Origin of the sequence: Streptomyces sp. NPDC002795 (assembly GCF_042888725.1) — a bacterium.
Classification (GTDB): Bacteria; Actinomycetota; Actinomycetes; order Streptomycetales; family Streptomycetaceae; genus Streptomyces.
The window spans coordinates 267,912-282,501 of sequence record NZ_JBIAQB010000011.1; the positions used below are offsets into that span (position 1 = coordinate 267,912).

Sequence of the window (14,590 nt, forward strand, 5' to 3'; positions counted from 1 at the left end):
CGCCGCCCCCGGTCGGCGAGTAGCGTCGATCACGCCAGCAAGAGACAAGGTGTTGGCGCAAAGCCGCGGCAAGTCCGCGGCCCAGCAAGGGATCACTGGCCAGACCGGAGCAGATCATGGCAATCACCAAGGGCGCACAGCCCACCTGGATCAAGTCCTCGTACTCCGCAGGGAACGGCGCGTGCGTAGAGATCAAGTCACCCGCGGCCCACGCCGTGGATGTGCGCGACTCCAAGGACCCGCAGGGTCCGAACCTGGCGTTCGCGCCGGCTTCATGGAGTGCCTTCGTCATGGAGATGAGCCGGGTCGACAACTGACCCCCCAGCCAACTCCGTGAGACAACCGAACACGCAAGACCGCACCACTGACAGAGCCCTCTCGACTGGTCCGCCGTCCTGGCCGAGGGGGCTCGGCGCTGCCCGGGTCAGCGCAGCTGGTCCACATACTGGTTCGTGCCCGGCACCGTCGGGACGAACGGGGCCACCAGTTCCACCCGGCCGAGGCCCGACGCCGCCACCGCGTCGCCCAGGCCCGCGAAGTGGTCCTGCCAGCACTCGCGCGGGTCGGACTGCAGGAACCAGAGCAGGGTGAGCCGGGTGTCGACGCCCTCGACCTGCTTCACGTACGTCATCTTGTCCCCCGGCAGCGGTGTCGGGCGGAAGACCGTGACCATCGCGGCGGGTGAGCCGGCGAGCCGCTGCGGCAGGTGCTCGGTGCGCAGCCAGTCCAGCAACGCGGCGCGCTGCCGCGGGCCTTCGGAGTCGATCACCTCGACGACCAGGCCCTGGTACGGGTGGTCGAGCGCGTGGAAGTCGCGCGGCCCCTCGTCCCCGTCCCGGTACACCGTCGCCTCGTGGTCCTGGAACGACGTGAAGACGTGGGTGCGGTCCTGGTGGACGCGGTCGTCCCGGTTGAGTCGCTTGTTGATGCCGACGGTCCACTTCATGTGGTCGGCGTAGCGGCCCTCGGTGATCCAGTACGTGGAGATGTAGCAGCCCGCCGTGACCGGCTCGGCGACCGCCGACTTCTCGGGGTAGCGCAGGAGCTGGAGGTCGCGGGTGGCGACCCAGCGGCGCCCCGCGTACATCCACGGCATGGCCATGGCGCCCGCGTAGTAGTGGTCGTCCTCGTACCAGCGGTTGTACGCGTGTTCACGGCCCTGATGCGGTTCGACCATGGTGATCAGGGCGTGCCCCGGGCGCACCCCGTACGGCCCCACGGCCGCCAGTTCCGCGTATGTCTCGCTGTGCGTGTCCTCGTGCGTGTCCTCGTGCGTGTCCTCGTGCATGTCCGCCATGCCGCTCCCCTTCCGACCTGCCCCGCGGGCCTTCCATCTCCCGTTCGACGCCCATACTCTGACGCCCCGTCAGACAGAACGCCAGAGCCGGGAGGCGAACCGATGGTGAATGCGGAACTGCTTGCGGGGAAGACCGTGATCGTCTCCGGCGTGGGGGCGGGGCTCGGCCGCCAGGTGGCGGAGGCCGTGCTGCGCGACGGCGGGAACGCCGTGCTCGGAGCGCGCACCGAGGCCCATCTCGCTGCCTGCGCACGGGAGTTGGACCCGGAGGGCAAGCGGACCGCGTTCCGCTCCACCGACATCGGCGACGAGGCGCAGTGCGAGGCGCTCGCGGACCTCGCGCGCGAGCGCTTCGGCAGCCTGGACGCGGTCGTCCACGTCGCGGCCTGGGACAGCTACTTCGGCGGTCTGGAGGACGCCGACTTCGAGACCTGGAGCAAGGTCATCGACGTGAACCTGCTCGGCACGCTGCGGATGACCCGCGCCTGTCTGCCCGCCCTCAAGGAGCGCGGCGGCTCGGTCGTCCTCATCGGGACGCAGTCGGCGATCGCGGCGCCCTCACAGGTCCGGCAGGCGGCGTACGCGGCGTCGAAGGGCGCCCTGACGAGCGCCATGTACTCGCTGGCACGGGAGGTCGGTCCGCACCGTGTCCGGGTGAACACCGTACTGCCCGGCTGGATGTGGGGCCCGCCCGTGCAGGCCTACGTCCAGATCACCGCGCAGACCGAGCGCGTGCCCGAGAGCGAGGTGCTCGGGCGGCTCACCGAGCGGATGGCACTGCCGGACCTCGCGACGGACGGCGACGTGGCGGACGCGGCGGTGTTCCTCGCCTCCGACCGGGCGCGCGCGATCACCGGCCAGCAGCTCCTGGTGAACGCGGGGGAACTCATGCGGTAGCCGCCCGGAGCGGGGAACCTGCCGATATCGCAGGTCAACGAGGTGGAATCCACCCCTCCCCGAGTTTCGCCACGTTCTGAATTCTGTCCGGGGTTCATATCCATGACTGTAGAACCCTTGACCGGCCCCATGCGCGGAGGTTCAATCCCCCACGTCCCCAACACCCTTACCGGGGGCAACCGTTGGGCAACGGAACCCCTGGAGGGGGCACATGAACAGTCTCGACTGGGTCGTGCTCATCGCCTACTTCGGCGTGATGGTCGCGATCGGCGTCTGGTCCCACAAGCGCGTCGACAACGTTTCCGACTTCTTCACCGCGGGCGGCAAGATGCCGTGGTGGCTGTCCGGCATCTCGCACCACATGTCCGGCTACAGCGCGGTGATGTTCACCGGGTACGCCGGAATCGCGTACACCTACGGCGTGACGTCCTTCGTCACCTGGTCCTTCCCGATCGCGCTCGGCATCGCCATCGGCGCCCGGCTGTTCGCGCCGCGCATCAACCGGCTGCGCTCCAAGCTCCATGTGGCCTCCCCGCTGGAGTACCTGAAGAACCGCTACAACCTGGGCACCCAGCAGGCGCTCGCCTGGTCCGGGATGCTGCTGAAGATCGTCGACGTGGGCGCGAAGTGGGCGGCCATCGCCACCCTGCTCTCCGTGTTCACAGGTGTGTCCCTGAACCAGGGCATCCTCATCACCGGCGTCATCACCGCGATCTACTGCACCATCGGCGGCCTGTGGGCGGACGCGCTCACCGAACTCGGCCAGTTCGTCATCCAGTTGCTGGCCGGTGTCGCGATGTTCATCGCGGTCCTGATGGAGCTGAGCAACAAGCACATCGGCTTCCTGGAGGCCTGGAGCAGGCCCGAACTGGAGGGCCACGGAAAGCCGCTGGTCGGCCCGTACGGCACGGTCTTCCTGCTGGCGTTCCTCTTCATCAAGCTCTTCGAGTACAACGGCGGCATGCTCAACCAGGCCCAGCGCTACATGGCCACGAGCAGCGGCCACGAGGCCAAGCGGTCCGCCTACCTCTCCGCCGCCCTCTGGCTGATCTGGCCGGTCGTCCTCTTCTTCCCGATGTGGATGTCGCCGCTGCTGGTGGACGCGCAGAAGCCGGACGGCTCGGACTCCTACGGCCTGATGACCGAACAGCTGCTGCCGCACGGCCTGTTGGGCCTGGTCATCGTCGGCTTCTTCTCGCACACGATGGCCATGTGCTCCTCCGACGCCAACGCGATCGCGGCCGTCTTCACCCGGGACGTGGCGCCCGCGCTCTCCTCGAAGGCACGGCAGTGGGGGCCGCGCTCGGGCCTGCTCGCGGCCCGACTGACGACGGTCATCTTCCTGGGCCTGTCCATGGCGGTCGCCACGCAGGTCAACTCGCCCACGTTCAAGGACATCATCACGGTCGTCATCAAGTGGGTGGCCGGTCTGATGGGCCCGATCGCGATCCCGATGATGCTGGGGCTGCTGCGCCAGTTCCGCAGGTCCGGGCCGACCGCGGCGCTCACCAGCTGGGGCATGGGCCTGCTCGCGTTCTGGCTGGTGAACTACCCGATCAGCTGGAACGTCGAGGGCGGCGTGCCGCTCCAGTACCAGGTGTCGATCCCGCTCGCCGTCTCCCTCGTCCTCTACATCGTCATCGGCTTCATCAAGCCCGAGGACACCCCGGAGCGCGACGCGATCATCGCGCGCATCAACTCCGACGACGACGATTCCACCGCGGCAGCGGTCCCGACACCGGCCGGCGCGGGGGACGACGTACTCGGATCGAGGGTGAAGGACTGACACCACCGGGCCGGACCCCGGGCGGAGCCCCGTGGGTGCGGCCTACGCCCGCGGATACCGCGCCAACCACCCCGCCGAAGCGGACGCAGGCCCATGCAGCGCCGCGCCCTGCGTCATCTCCATCGCGAAGTCGTCCGCGAGTTCCAGGATCGTGGGCCTGCCCTCGATCTCGGCCACCCACGCGGGCGGCAGCGCCGTCTCCCCGTGCAGCGCCCCGAGAAGGCCCCCGCACAACGCGCCGACCTGGGCGGAGGGCCCGTCGTGGTGCACGGCGAGGCCGAGGCCGTGCCGGATGTCGTCGCTGACGAGCGCGCAGTACACGGCGGCCGCGAGCACACCGGTCGCGTCGCCGTCCCCGACGAGCTCGCCGACCCGCGCCGCGGTCGGCATGCCCTGTCGTACGGCGCCGAGCGCGTGCTTGAGCGCGTCCGCGACGGGCGGGTGCCCGGGGCGCGCGGCGAGCAGGGCAAGCGCGCGCTGCACGGCGGCGTCGAGGGAGTCGCCGCGCGCGAGGGCGTGCACGAGGACCGCGTACGCGCCCGCCGCGAGGTAGGCCTCCGCTGCGCCGTGCGTGTGCACGGCGCACTCGACGGAGAGCTGGAACACCAGCTGCGGCTCCCAGCCCACGAGGAGCCCGAACGGCGCGGAGCGGGTCGCGGCCTCCGCGCCGTCCGCGTCCAGGTTCTTGGGTCGGTCGAGCGTCCCCATGACGTCGTTGCCGAGCCCCAGCAGACACGCCTGACCGGCTCCCCGCCGCGAGTACAGCCACTCCTCGCGGGCCAGCCAGCCGTCCTCCTTGCGGCGCAGGTCAGGGCCCCAGTCCCGCTGGGTCGCCGCCCACCGCAGGTAGGCCCGGTGCACATCGGTCGGCGGGTGCCAGGCACCGGTGTCGCGGCGCACCTGGGCGCGGATGAGCCCGTCCACGGTGAACAGGGTCAGCTGGGTGGCGGCGGTGATCGCCCCGGTCCGCCCGTACACGGGCACCAGCTGCTTGAGCCCCTCGTCCCCGTGCTCGGCGTGGATCCCGTCGAGCGTGAGGCCGTCGAGCGGGGCGCCGAGGGTGTCACCGAGTGCGCCACCGAGCAGGGTCCCGCGCACTCTGCTGCGGAAATCCTGCTGTTCGGCGCGGCCCCAGACGGCCGCCGCGTTGGGCGCTCCGCCCATGGGGGACTCCTCCTGTCACGACCCTCGACCTTTCGGCTTGGAGCACTGTAATCGACCGACGTCGACCAGGAATGTTCACGAAGTGATGGGTTCGTGGACGCCTGCGCTCACGCGGAGTACGGGCGGTTGCTCGTGGGTGCCGCCTCGCCCAGATCCATGGTCTGCTCATCGGCGATGAAGGGCTCGTCCCAGACACGGCAGGCCATCGCGATGCGATGGATCCCCTCTCTGATCAGCTCGTCCTCGGACACGCCCAGGCGTCCGGACGCTTCTTTGATCAGGGCGATGTCCGCCTCGTCCGCGTGGACACGTACAAGTTTCAGCGCCATGACAGCTCAGCCGTACCAGGTCACATTGCAGACGTAGACACAGGTGTGCCGGGGAATCGCGAGGAAGCTGATGAATCCTCTCCCGCTCAAGATGTCGAACTCCCGCAGACCCCCCTCCTTGGCGATGGGGCGCCCTACGCGCACCGCAGATCCTCCGAGCGCTGCGAGCTCAGTGGCGAGTCGTTCGACTTCCGCCACCACTCCCGGCGGAAGCCCTTGGGTTGTAGTCCCAGGTCCAGTCGGTCACAACCCGGCCTCTGCCTCAGCCGTCTCCCGGATCGCCCGGATCTCGGCCATGGGGGCGCGCAGGTCTCCCTCTCCCGCATCGACCAGCCCCTCCAGCTCCCGCAGCCGGGCGGCCCGCGCGGGGTGCCGCTCGATCGCCACGAACACGGCCCAGGAGTGAACGAACGCTCGCAGAGGCGCCAGGCTCTGGGTCTGCTGCGCATTCGTCGTCGCCTCGAAGAGGTGTTGCGTGAGCGCCGACACCTGGCTCGGCGCGATCCTGGCGACGGCTGCCCGCAGAGCGTCCGGCGTGAGCTCGGGCATGGGGATCAGCGGTCCGTACGGGCCGTCAGCCTGGACACTCACGATGACCTCCGGTGCGGATGGTTCGGTCCTCGTACGGTACCGGCGGGCACACGCTGTGGCAGGGCTTGTCACTTGTTGTGCTGCCCTTCCCCTACGCGGCTACGGCCGTGGCCGCGCACCCCAGGCAGCTGCCCGGCCCCTCCGCCCGGAACGCCCGGTCGCAGCCTTCGCAGTTCTGGAGTGGCAGGCGGCGTGGGGCGGGTGGCCCCGACAGAGGCTCGGACCTCGGTGGGAGTTCGGGCGGGAGGAACGCGGTCAGGCGGTGGGCCATGAGGGCTGCCGGGTGGCGGATGGGATCGGTCGGCAGGCCGGCCGTCAGGGCCCGCTTCACGTCGCCGGGCGCCATGCCCCGCGCCAGCCATTCGGCAGCGGCCGGGGCAAGGCGGCGGATGTCCCGCTCGGAGAGGAACAGGCGGGGGTCGTAGGTGCGCAGGCCGACGAGGACGCCGACAGCGTCGGGGTCGGGGTCCTGGGGGTCGGGCTGCGGCGCCCGGAGCGACCGGCGCTGCGGGCGTGGTGCGCGGGGCTTCGGCTCAGTACGGGGCGCCTCGGGCGGCGCCTGGACGGCAGGAGGCTCCGGCGGTGCCTGGTCGCGCAGGTGCGGCGGCTTGTTGTACGAGATCGTGCGCGTGACGATCCGCCCGGACGGAAGCCGTTCCTTGATCCGCTCCAGGTAGCCGTGCGCCTCCAGCTCCCGCAGCGCGGCGGCGACCCTGACCTCCCCTTCGGGGAACTTCGCGGCGAGGTCCTTGATGCCGACCTTCGACCCGTCGGGCAGCGACTGGATGTGCGTGGCCAGGCCGATCGCGGTGAGGGAGAGGTTCTCGTGCTGCGCCAGGTGATGCCCGACGACGGTGAACTCGGACATGTGGCGCTCCCGGGAGCGGTGAAGACCGCGTGATGGAGTGGCCGAACGGCCGGAATGGGCGCGCGAAGGCGCGCTAATCTGTTGCCCAGACATCGGGAAGCTCTTTTCTTCCTTGGTGGTCAGGCCCTCGCCCGGGATGCCAGTCCCGGCGGGGGCCGCTTTGCATATGCGGCAGAGAGTGCACCACGAACTCGCGTGTTCGCCAGTCGAGTTGGCGATCGTCACTCTCGCGGGTGACGACCCTCCGGTGGCTTACGTCCGGAGGCGAGGTGGGTGGGTTTGGTTTTTACCAACCCTTTCTTTGGGGGTTAGCTTCCCGGATCACCGGATCACGCCAACTCGGGTCCCGGCGCGTCGAGTTCGGCCCACACGACCTTGTGCGGCACGCCCGCGTCGCCGCTGGTCACGCCCCACCGGTCGGCGTACGAGGCGACGATCAGCAGCCCGCGCCCACCCTCGTCGTCCGCGACGCGAATCCGCGGGATCCGGTCCGGCCGCGCGTCGGCCACCTCGATACGGAGCGTGCGCGCGGGGTCGAGCGTGAGCGTGAGCCGGAAGTCGCGGCCGGGCACGCGTCCGTGGGTGACCGCGTTGGCGGCCAGCTCCGCGACGATGTGCTCCGCTTCGGTGGATTCCGTTTTCCACTCGGCGAGTTGGCGCTCAGTGAGCAGCCTGGCGAGGCGGGCGCCACGACTGGTCGACGAGAGAAGGAGCGTGAAGCGCTTCGGTTCCGTTGAGCCGTTCATGCTGCACAGCGTTCCCGGCGGTCACATACTGTGACCAGGGTTACGCCGCGTTCGTGCGCGGCTGTGCACCAGGGGAGGCCGTTGTGCACTTCGGGGAACGTGGGTCGGAATCGTTCGGCGCGCTGTTGCGCTTCTACCGCGAGCGCGCCGGGATGACACAGGAGGGGCTGGGCCAACGCGTCGGCTACTCCAAGTCGCAAGTGGCGATGGTGGAGAGGGGTGAGCGACACCCCAAGGGCCGGTTCGTCGACCTGGCCGAGGAATCGCTGGATGCACAAGGTGCACTCCAGGTGGTTGCCGCAGAGGAGTTCAAGCGGGGCGGGTTGCGCCCCTGGACAGAGGACTACCTGACGGAGGAGCGGAAAGCGCACGCCCTGCATGTGTTCCAGAACACCCTTGTGCCCGGCTCACTCCAGACGGAGGCGTACGCGCGCGCCGTCTACAACAGCAACTGCTGCCCGACGCTGGACGACGACGAGGTCGACAAGCGGGTGGCCGACCGGCTGGCGCGGAAGGAGATCTTCATGCGCAAGCCGCCGCCCGCCATCAGTTATGTGCTCGAAGAGTCGGCGCTGACCAAGCCGCTCGGAGGCCGGGACGCCCTCCGGGAGCAACTGCACCACATCCTGGACATCGGCCGACTGCGCAATGTCGACGTCCAGGTCATGCCGCACAACCGCGAGACCCACGCCGGCCTTGCGGGCTCCATGATCCTTCTGGAGACGCCCTCCCGCACCCACCTCGCGTACGTGGAAGGCCAGTGGGGCGGCTAATTCATCTCCGAACAACCGGACCTCGGCGACCTGTTCGGGCGTTATGGCATTCTGCGAACGCAGGCCCTCAACTCCGAGGAGTCCGCGAAACTCATCGAAAGGGTGGTGCGGGAGCTATGAGCACAGACCTCGACTGGTTCAAGTCCAGCTACAGCAGTGGCGACGGCGAGTGCCTGGAAGTGGCCGCCCGCCCCGGAGTCGTCCACATCCGCGACTCCAAGCAAGCACACACTCCCGAAGCCACCCCCACCCTCACGGTCACCACCCACGCCTGGACCGCCTTCCTCAGGATCCAGTAAGCGTTGCCCGAAACCCGCCCGTCGCCCCACCTGGAGGAGGATCCTGGAGGCACACGTCTTCCGGCGCTGAGGGGCGCCTGAAAGGGCGGGACACCATGGACGCGGGCAAGGGACAGGGCCTTGCGGGCGCGGCCAACCGCTTCTCCACGCGTTCGGTGGACGAGGCGCGCGCCGTGCTGTCGCAGCAGTTCTACGACATGAAGCTGGACACCCCCACAGCGGAGGACTTCGAGCTCGACGCCGATGTCGTGCTACTGGGTGGCGTGACGCTCGGACGCATGTCGTTCGGCGCCTCCATCCGGGCCTTCATCCCCGAGCTGGAGGGCTACCACGTCGTGGCGCCGGCGACGGGCTCCTTCGACATCGGCCAGGGCCGCACGGCCGACACCCAGGTGACGGCCCGAACCGGAGGCGTGCTGAATCCCACGGCCGGATTCCGGGTGGGCGACTTCTCGCCCGACTGCGACACCCTCACCATCAAGATCGACAAAGCTGCGGTGCACCGGCAGCTGGAGATCATGCTGGGCAGGCCCGTGCACCGCCTCGCCGACTTCCAGCCCGCGTTCGACATCTCCCGGGGAGCGGGCCTCAGTTGGGCGAGCCTGGCCCGCTGGACCGCGCTCGACGCGAACTGCCCCGACGGGCTGTTGCAGAGCCCCATGATCCGCGGGCGGCTCGAACAGACGCTGCTGGAAGGCCTGTTGCTGGCGACCGACCACCGCTACCGCGAGGCGCTGGACGCGCCACCGCCCGGCATGCCCGCCGTCGCCGTCAAACGCGTCATGGACGCGGTGCGCGACAACCCGGCCGAGCCGTGGGACGCGAACCGGCTCGCCGCCGTCGCCCACGTCAGCCTGCGCACGCTGCAAGAGGCCTTTCGCTCGCAGGTGCGCATGACGCCCATGAGGTACGTGCACGAGGTGCGGTTGCAGCGCGTACGGATGCTGCTGCGCACCGCCGACCCCGGCGAGACCACCGTCACCGAGGTCGCCCACCGCTGGGGCTTCGTCCACCTGGGCCGGTTCGCCCAGCGCTATCGGGCCCGGTTCGGCGAACCCCCCTCCCGTACGCTCGCCGCCGCGCGACGCTCCGCGCGAACCGGATAGCGGCGGCGCGCGAACCGGCGAGACCGGCATCCCGCGCGGGCCGTACGTTCCTTGTACCGCCTCGTTCACGGGATGTCGCGGACGATGGACGGCGTCGGCGTCGCCCACCCGCCGCTCCCCTCCATCCCTTGTCCGGTGGCGGACTTGGCGCAGGCAATGCGGGAGCGCCTGCACGCCCTCGGGCCCGGCCGCCCACCCTGTCAGCGGCGCCGGGCCCGGGGCCTGCCGACCCTACGGCTCCAGCACCGGCAGCAGCTCCGGCAGATGACCGTCCGACGCCCGGGCGGCGCCCACCCGCTCCTCGGACACCTCTCCGTACAGCGTGGTGCGCGGCTTCGACGGGCGGCCCGCCGCGTCCGCGACGGCGATCAGGTCCTTGACCGACTTGTACGAGCCGTAGGAGGAGCCGGCCATCCGGGAGATGGTCTCCTCCATGAGCGTGCCGCCCAGGTCGTTGGCGCCCGAGCGCAGCATCTCGGCCGCGCCCTCCGTGCCGAGCTTCACCCAGCTCGTCTGGATGTTGGGGATGTGCGGGTGCAGCAGGACGCGCGCCATGGCCGTCACCGCGCGGTTGTCGCGGGTCGTCGGGCCCGGGCGTGCGATGCCGGCCAGATAGACCGGCGCGTTGGTGTGGATGAAGGGGAGCGTCACGAACTCCGTGAAGCCGCCGGTCTCCTGCTGGATGGAGGCCAGGGTCCTGAGGTGGCCGAGCCAGTGGCGGGGCTGGTCCACATGCCCGTACATCATCGTCGAGGACGAGCGGAGGCCCAGCTCGTGGGCGGTCTTGACGACCTCGATCCAGGTCGCCGCCGGCAGCTTGCCCTTGGTGAGGATCCAGCGGACCTCGTCGTCGAGGATCTCGGCCGCCGTGCCGGGGATCGAGTCGAGACCCGCCTCCTTCGCCGCCGTGAGCCACTCGCGGATGGACATGCCGGTCCGCGAGGCGCCGTTGACGACCTCCATCGGGGAGAAGGCATGGACGTGCATGCCGGGCACGCGTTCCTTGACCGCCTTCGCGATGTCGAAGTACGCCGTGCCGGGCAGGTCCGGGTGGATGCCGCCCTGCATGCAGACCTCGACCGCGCCGACGTCCCAGGCCTGCTGGGCCCGGTCGGCGACCTGGTCGAGCGAGAGCGTGTACGCGTCGGCGTCCGTGCGGCGCTGGGCGAAGGCGCAGAAGCGGCAGCCGGTGTAGCAGACGTTCGTGAAGTTGATGTTCCGCGTGACGATGTACGTGACGTCGTCGCCGACCACCGACTTGCGGATGTCGTCGGCGATGCCGCAGAGCGCGTCGAGGGCGGGTCCTTCCGCGTGCAGCAGGGCGAGGGCCTCGTCGTCGGTGAGCTTCGTCGGGTCGTCGGCGGCCTGCTTCAGGGCCGCGCGTACGTCGCCGTCGATGCGTGACGGCTCCATGCCGGGGACCGCCTGCTCGCGCAGCGCCTCCCAGTCGCCGTACACGACGTCGAAGTCGTCGCGGCGGTCCTTCGTGCGGCCCTCGGTGTCGATGGTGCGGTGCAGGTCGGTACGGCCGGACGCGGTGAACTCCTCGTCCGGCTCCTGCCAGGGGCGGCCCACGACGGGCGCGTCGGCCACGGCGAGACCGTCGGCGTCGGCCAGGGCGTTGACGTGCGGGAGCAGCCGCGGGTCGAGCCACGGTTCGCCGCGCATCACGAACTCCGGGTAGACGCACAGCCGTTCACGCAGCTCGAAGCCGATCTCCCCGGACTGCCGCGCCAGCTCCTCCAGCTTCGGCCACGGCTTCTCGGGGTTCACATGGTCGATGGTCACCGGGGAGACACCGCCCCAGTCGTCGATCCCGGCGCCGATGAGGCGCGCGTACTCGCCGTCGACGAGGTTCGGCGGGGCCTGGATGTTGCCCGCGGGGCCCATGATGTGGCGGGCGACCGCGACCGTCGCGACGAGGTCGTCGAGCTCGGCGTCCGGCATGCCGCGCATCGCCGTGTCCGGCTTGGCGCGGAAGTTCTGGATGATGAGTTCCTGGATGGCGTGGTACGAGCGGGCGGTGCGGCGCAGCGCGAACAGCGACTCGGCGCGCTCCTCGTACGTCTCACCGATCCCGATGAGGAGACCGGAGGTGAAGGGGACGGACGAGCGGCCCGCGTCCTCCAACACCCGCAGCCGGACGGCCGGTTCCTTGTCGGGCGAGCCGTAGTGCGGCATCCCCGGCTCGGACCACAGCCGCTCGGCGGTCGTCTCCAGCATCATGCCCATGGAGGGCGCGACGGGCTTGAGCCGCTGGAAGTCGGTCCAGGACAGGACACCCGGGTTGAGGTGCGGCAGCAGTCCCGTCTCCTCCAGGATCCGGATGGATATGGCGCGGACGTACGCGATGGTGTCGTCGTACCCGTGGGCGTCGAGCCATTCGCGGGCCTCGGGCCACCGCTCCTCCGGCTTGTCGCCGAGGGTGATCAGGGCTTCCTTGCAGCCCAGTTCGGCACCCTTGCGCGCGATGTCGAGGACCTCGTCGGGCGACATGAACATCCCGTGGCCCTCGCGGCGCAGCTTGCCGGGGACGGTCACGAACGTGCAGTAGTGGCACTTGTCGCGGCACAGCCGGGTGAGCGGGATGAACACGCTCTTGCTGTACGTGATGACTCCCGGCCGGCCCGCCGCCTCCAGGCCCGCGTCGCGCACGCGGGCGGCGGACGTGGTGAGGTCGGCCAGGTCGTCGCCGCGCGCCTGCAACAGCACGGCGGCCTCCGTGACATCGAGCGCGACGCCGTCTCTGGCCCGTTTCAGTGCGCGGCGCATGGCGTTGGCGGTGGGACGGTCGGCCTCGGGGGGCTGCGGTACGGCGTCCTGATCACTCATGAACCGAGCATACGAGCGCCATCCGGACACTTCGAGGGCGCCCGTCGGTGCCCTTCCCTTGCGGCGGAGTTCACGGGTGGATACAAGGGTTGCGCACGTCACACCGGACACCCTGGGGAGCCGCGAAATGTGCACGGACGACATACACGAGGACGCGCCGCGGGACGGCGAACACGGCATCGGCAGACGCGCGTTGTTCGTGACCGGCGCCGCGAGCGCGCTTACGCTCGCGACCATGAGCTTCGCCAGCGCCGCCGACGGCTCGCGTTCCACCAAGACGCTGAAGGGCACGCTGCCGCCGGGCGCGCCGGACTACGTGTACCTCCCGGTCGATGTCCCCTCGGGGGTACGCGAGATCAAGGTCTCCTACACGTACGAGAAGGCGACCGGGCTTCCGGCCGGTACCCAGAACAACGCCCTGGACATCGGCCTCTTCGACGAGCGCGGAACGGCGCTCGGCGGCGAGGGCTTCCGCGGCTGGTCGGGCGGCGCCCGCACGGAGTTCTTCGTCCGCGCCGACGACGCGACGCCCGGCTACATCCCGGGCCCGGTCCGCCCCGGACGGTGGAACATCGCGCTGGGCCCTTACACGGTGGCGCCGGAGGGACTGCCGTACGAGGTCACAGTGACGCTCACGCACGGGAAGCCGGGCGAGACGCCACGCCCGACGTACCCGCCGCAGCGGGCCCGCGGCCGGGGCCGCGCCTGGTACCGCGGGGACTGCCATCTGCACTCCTGGTACTCGGACGGCCGCCGCACGCCGCGGGAGATCGGCGAGCTGGCCCGCGCCGCCGGCCTGGACTTCATCAACACGTCCGACCACAACACGCACTCGGCGCACGCCCATTGGTCGGACGTGGCGGGCGACGACCTCCTCGTGATGATCGGCGAGGAGATCACCACCCGTAACGGCCACGTCGTCGCGCTCGGCACCGATCCCGGCACGTTCGTCGACTGGCGCTACCGGGCGCGCGACAACCGCTGGGCGAAGTACGCGCAGCAGATCCGCCGCGCGGGCGGCCTGGTCGTCCCCGCGCACCCGCACGCGACGTGCATCGGCTGCGGCTGGAAGTTCGGCTTCGGCGAGGCGGACGCGGTCGAGGTGTGGAACGGCCCGTACACGCCGGACGACGAGGTGTCCCTGGCGGACTGGGACAACACCCTGGTCGCGTACGCCCGTTCAGCCCGTTCCAAGGGCCGCACGGGCTGGATCCCGGCGATGGGCAACAGCGACGCGCACCGCGACCCGGACCGCGTCGGCGGCCCGCAGACCGTGGTCCTGGCGGACGACCTGAGCCGCGAGGCCATCCAGGCGGGCATCAAGGCGGGCCACTCGTACGTGGCGGAGTCCTCGTCGGTCGAGCTCACCTTCACGGCGACCGGCGGCAAGGGCGCGGCGGCGGGCATCGGCGAGCGCCTCACGGTGTCCCCCGACGCCCCGGTCACGATCACCCTGAAGGCCAAGGCCTCATCCGACTGCACCCTCCACCTCGTCACGGACCAGGGCACCCTGTTCACGTCGGCGGCGGGCGCGACCTCGGCGACCTGGACGACGACCGCGTCCTACGCGGCGTACGCCCGCGCGGAGATCCGCCACACCCCGACGACGCAGGGCCTCCCCGGCCCCCTCGCGGCGTTCACGAACCCGATCTTCCTGGGCTCCTGACATCCCTGGCCCCGCGCTTCAGGCCTCCCGCCGGGTTGGCAACATCAAGCCCATGCGGCCGGTTCGCCAGCGGAGTCCCGGCAATTCAAGCCCCTGCGGCGATTGAGCAGCGGGGTCCGGGGCGGAGCCCCGAGGCGTCAACCACGGCACCGGCGTTGCGCTCCTGGGGCTCCGCCCCAGACCCCGCGCCTCAATCGCCGGCGGGGCTTGAAATGCCGGACCGCAAGCGCCCGCGC

The 14,590-nt window shown here is 70.4% G+C and carries 14 protein-coding genes; 7 read left to right on the forward strand and 7 right to left on the reverse strand.

Features of this window, described 5'->3' with window-relative positions; genetic code table 11:
• Positions 1–116: 116 nt before the first annotated feature.
• Positions 117–317 (forward strand): DUF397 domain-containing protein, encoded by a 201-nt coding sequence (locus ACFYWS_RS31110; protein ID WP_389281961.1) that lies wholly within the window; start codon positions 117–119, stop codon positions 315–317.
• Between the two features lie 107 nt (positions 318–424).
• Here the strand turns inward: ACFYWS_RS31110 and ACFYWS_RS31115 are convergent, their stop codons facing one another.
• Complete coding sequence (locus ACFYWS_RS31115) at positions 425–1,288, reverse strand: hypothetical protein (protein ID WP_389282043.1); 864 nt, start codon at positions 1,286–1,288, stop codon at positions 425–427.
• Positions 1,289–1,399: 111 nt separating this feature from the next.
• Between ACFYWS_RS31115 and ACFYWS_RS31120 the strand changes: the two genes are divergently transcribed.
• Positions 1,400–2,194, forward strand: a complete 795-nt coding sequence (locus ACFYWS_RS31120; protein WP_389281962.1) for an SDR family oxidoreductase — start codon at positions 1,400–1,402, stop codon at positions 2,192–2,194.
• Positions 2,195–2,405: 211 nt separating this feature from the next.
• Positions 2,406–3,980: a sodium:solute symporter family protein gene (locus tag ACFYWS_RS31125; RefSeq protein WP_389281963.1), complete on the forward strand. Its 1,575-nt coding sequence runs from the start codon at positions 2,406–2,408 to the stop codon at positions 3,978–3,980.
• Between the two features lie 42 nt (positions 3,981–4,022).
• On the opposite strand, the gene ACFYWS_RS31130 is transcribed toward ACFYWS_RS31125, so the two are convergent.
• From ACFYWS_RS31130 to ACFYWS_RS31150, 5 genes are all read right to left on the reverse strand, one after another.
• Complete coding sequence (locus ACFYWS_RS31130; RefSeq protein WP_389281964.1) at positions 4,023–5,144, reverse strand: ADP-ribosylglycohydrolase family protein; 1,122 nt, start codon at positions 5,142–5,144, stop codon at positions 4,023–4,025.
• A 107-nt stretch (positions 5,145–5,251) separates the two neighbouring features.
• Complete coding sequence (locus tag ACFYWS_RS31135; RefSeq protein ID WP_389281965.1) at positions 5,252–5,473, reverse strand: hypothetical protein; 222 nt, start codon at positions 5,471–5,473, stop codon at positions 5,252–5,254.
• Positions 5,474–5,716: 243 nt separating this feature from the next.
• Positions 5,717–6,064: a DUF6247 family protein gene (locus tag ACFYWS_RS31140; protein WP_389281967.1), complete on the reverse strand. Its 348-nt coding sequence runs from the start codon at positions 6,062–6,064 to the stop codon at positions 5,717–5,719.
• A gap of 91 nt (positions 6,065–6,155) precedes the next feature.
• A complete protein-coding gene (locus tag ACFYWS_RS31145) occupies positions 6,156–6,932 on the reverse strand; it encodes a helix-turn-helix domain-containing protein (RefSeq protein ID WP_389281968.1) in 777 nt (258 codons plus the stop codon).
• A 329-nt stretch (positions 6,933–7,261) separates the two neighbouring features.
• The gene (locus ACFYWS_RS31150) at positions 7,262–7,678 is read right to left on the reverse strand and encodes an ATP-binding protein (protein WP_389281969.1); all 417 of its coding nucleotides are present in this window, start codon (positions 7,676–7,678) and stop codon (positions 7,262–7,264) included.
• 83 nt (positions 7,679–7,761) lie between these two features.
• Here ACFYWS_RS31150 and ACFYWS_RS31155 point away from each other — a divergent pair, with 83 nt between their 5' ends.
• From ACFYWS_RS31155 to ACFYWS_RS31165, 3 genes are all read left to right on the forward strand, one after another.
• Entirely contained in the window at positions 7,762–8,451 is a 690-nt protein-coding gene (locus tag ACFYWS_RS31155; RefSeq protein WP_389281971.1) for a helix-turn-helix domain-containing protein, read from the forward strand.
• A 116-nt stretch (positions 8,452–8,567) separates the two neighbouring features.
• Entirely contained in the window at positions 8,568–8,750 is a 183-nt protein-coding gene (locus ACFYWS_RS31160) for a DUF397 domain-containing protein (RefSeq protein WP_389281972.1), read from the forward strand.
• A 95-nt stretch (positions 8,751–8,845) separates the two neighbouring features.
• Positions 8,846–9,856, forward strand: coding sequence for an AraC family transcriptional regulator (locus tag ACFYWS_RS31165; protein ID WP_389281974.1), 1,011 nt, complete (start codon positions 8,846–8,848; stop codon positions 9,854–9,856).
• Between the two features lie 231 nt (positions 9,857–10,087).
• On the opposite strand, the gene ACFYWS_RS31170 is transcribed toward ACFYWS_RS31165, so the two are convergent.
• Positions 10,088–12,688, reverse strand: coding sequence for a bifunctional FO biosynthesis protein CofGH (locus tag ACFYWS_RS31170; protein ID WP_389281976.1), 2,601 nt, complete (start codon positions 12,686–12,688; stop codon positions 10,088–10,090).
• Positions 12,689–12,815: 127 nt separating this feature from the next.
• Here ACFYWS_RS31170 and ACFYWS_RS31175 point away from each other — a divergent pair, with 127 nt between their 5' ends.
• Positions 12,816–14,354: a CehA/McbA family metallohydrolase gene (locus ACFYWS_RS31175; RefSeq protein ID WP_389281978.1), complete on the forward strand. Its 1,539-nt coding sequence runs from the start codon at positions 12,816–12,818 to the stop codon at positions 14,352–14,354.
• The last annotated feature ends 236 nt before the right edge of the window (positions 14,355–14,590 follow it).

Excerpts from the sequence above, each read along its gene's own strand:
- ACFYWS_RS31115 (WP_389282043.1), bottom strand. The coding sequence starts at position 1,288 with ATGCACGAGGACACGCACGAGGACACGCACGAGGACACGCACAGCGAG.
- ACFYWS_RS31150 (WP_389281969.1), bottom strand. The coding sequence starts at position 7,678 with ATGAACGGCTCAACGGAACCGAAGCGCTTCACGCTCCTTCTCTCGTCG.
- ACFYWS_RS31125 (WP_389281963.1), top strand. The coding sequence starts at position 2,406 with ATGAACAGTCTCGACTGGGTCGTGCTCATCGCCTACTTCGGCGTGATG.
- ACFYWS_RS31135 (WP_389281965.1), bottom strand. The coding sequence starts at position 5,473 with ATGGCGCTGAAACTTGTACGTGTCCACGCGGACGAGGCGGACATCGCC.
- ACFYWS_RS31170 (WP_389281976.1), bottom strand. The coding sequence starts at position 12,688 with ATGAGTGATCAGGACGCCGTACCGCAGCCCCCCGAGGCCGACCGTCCC.
- ACFYWS_RS31175 (WP_389281978.1), top strand. The coding sequence starts at position 12,816 with ATGTGCACGGACGACATACACGAGGACGCGCCGCGGGACGGCGAACAC.
- ACFYWS_RS31145 (WP_389281968.1), bottom strand. The coding sequence starts at position 6,932 with ATGTCCGAGTTCACCGTCGTCGGGCATCACCTGGCGCAGCACGAGAAC.
- ACFYWS_RS31130 (WP_389281964.1), bottom strand. The coding sequence starts at position 5,144 with ATGGGCGGAGCGCCCAACGCGGCGGCCGTCTGGGGCCGCGCCGAACAG.
- ACFYWS_RS31120 (WP_389281962.1), top strand. The coding sequence starts at position 1,400 with ATGGTGAATGCGGAACTGCTTGCGGGGAAGACCGTGATCGTCTCCGGC.
- ACFYWS_RS31165 (WP_389281974.1), top strand. The coding sequence starts at position 8,846 with ATGGACGCGGGCAAGGGACAGGGCCTTGCGGGCGCGGCCAACCGCTTC.
- ACFYWS_RS31160 (WP_389281972.1), top strand. The coding sequence starts at position 8,568 with ATGAGCACAGACCTCGACTGGTTCAAGTCCAGCTACAGCAGTGGCGAC.
- ACFYWS_RS31110 (WP_389281961.1), top strand. The coding sequence starts at position 117 with ATGGCAATCACCAAGGGCGCACAGCCCACCTGGATCAAGTCCTCGTAC.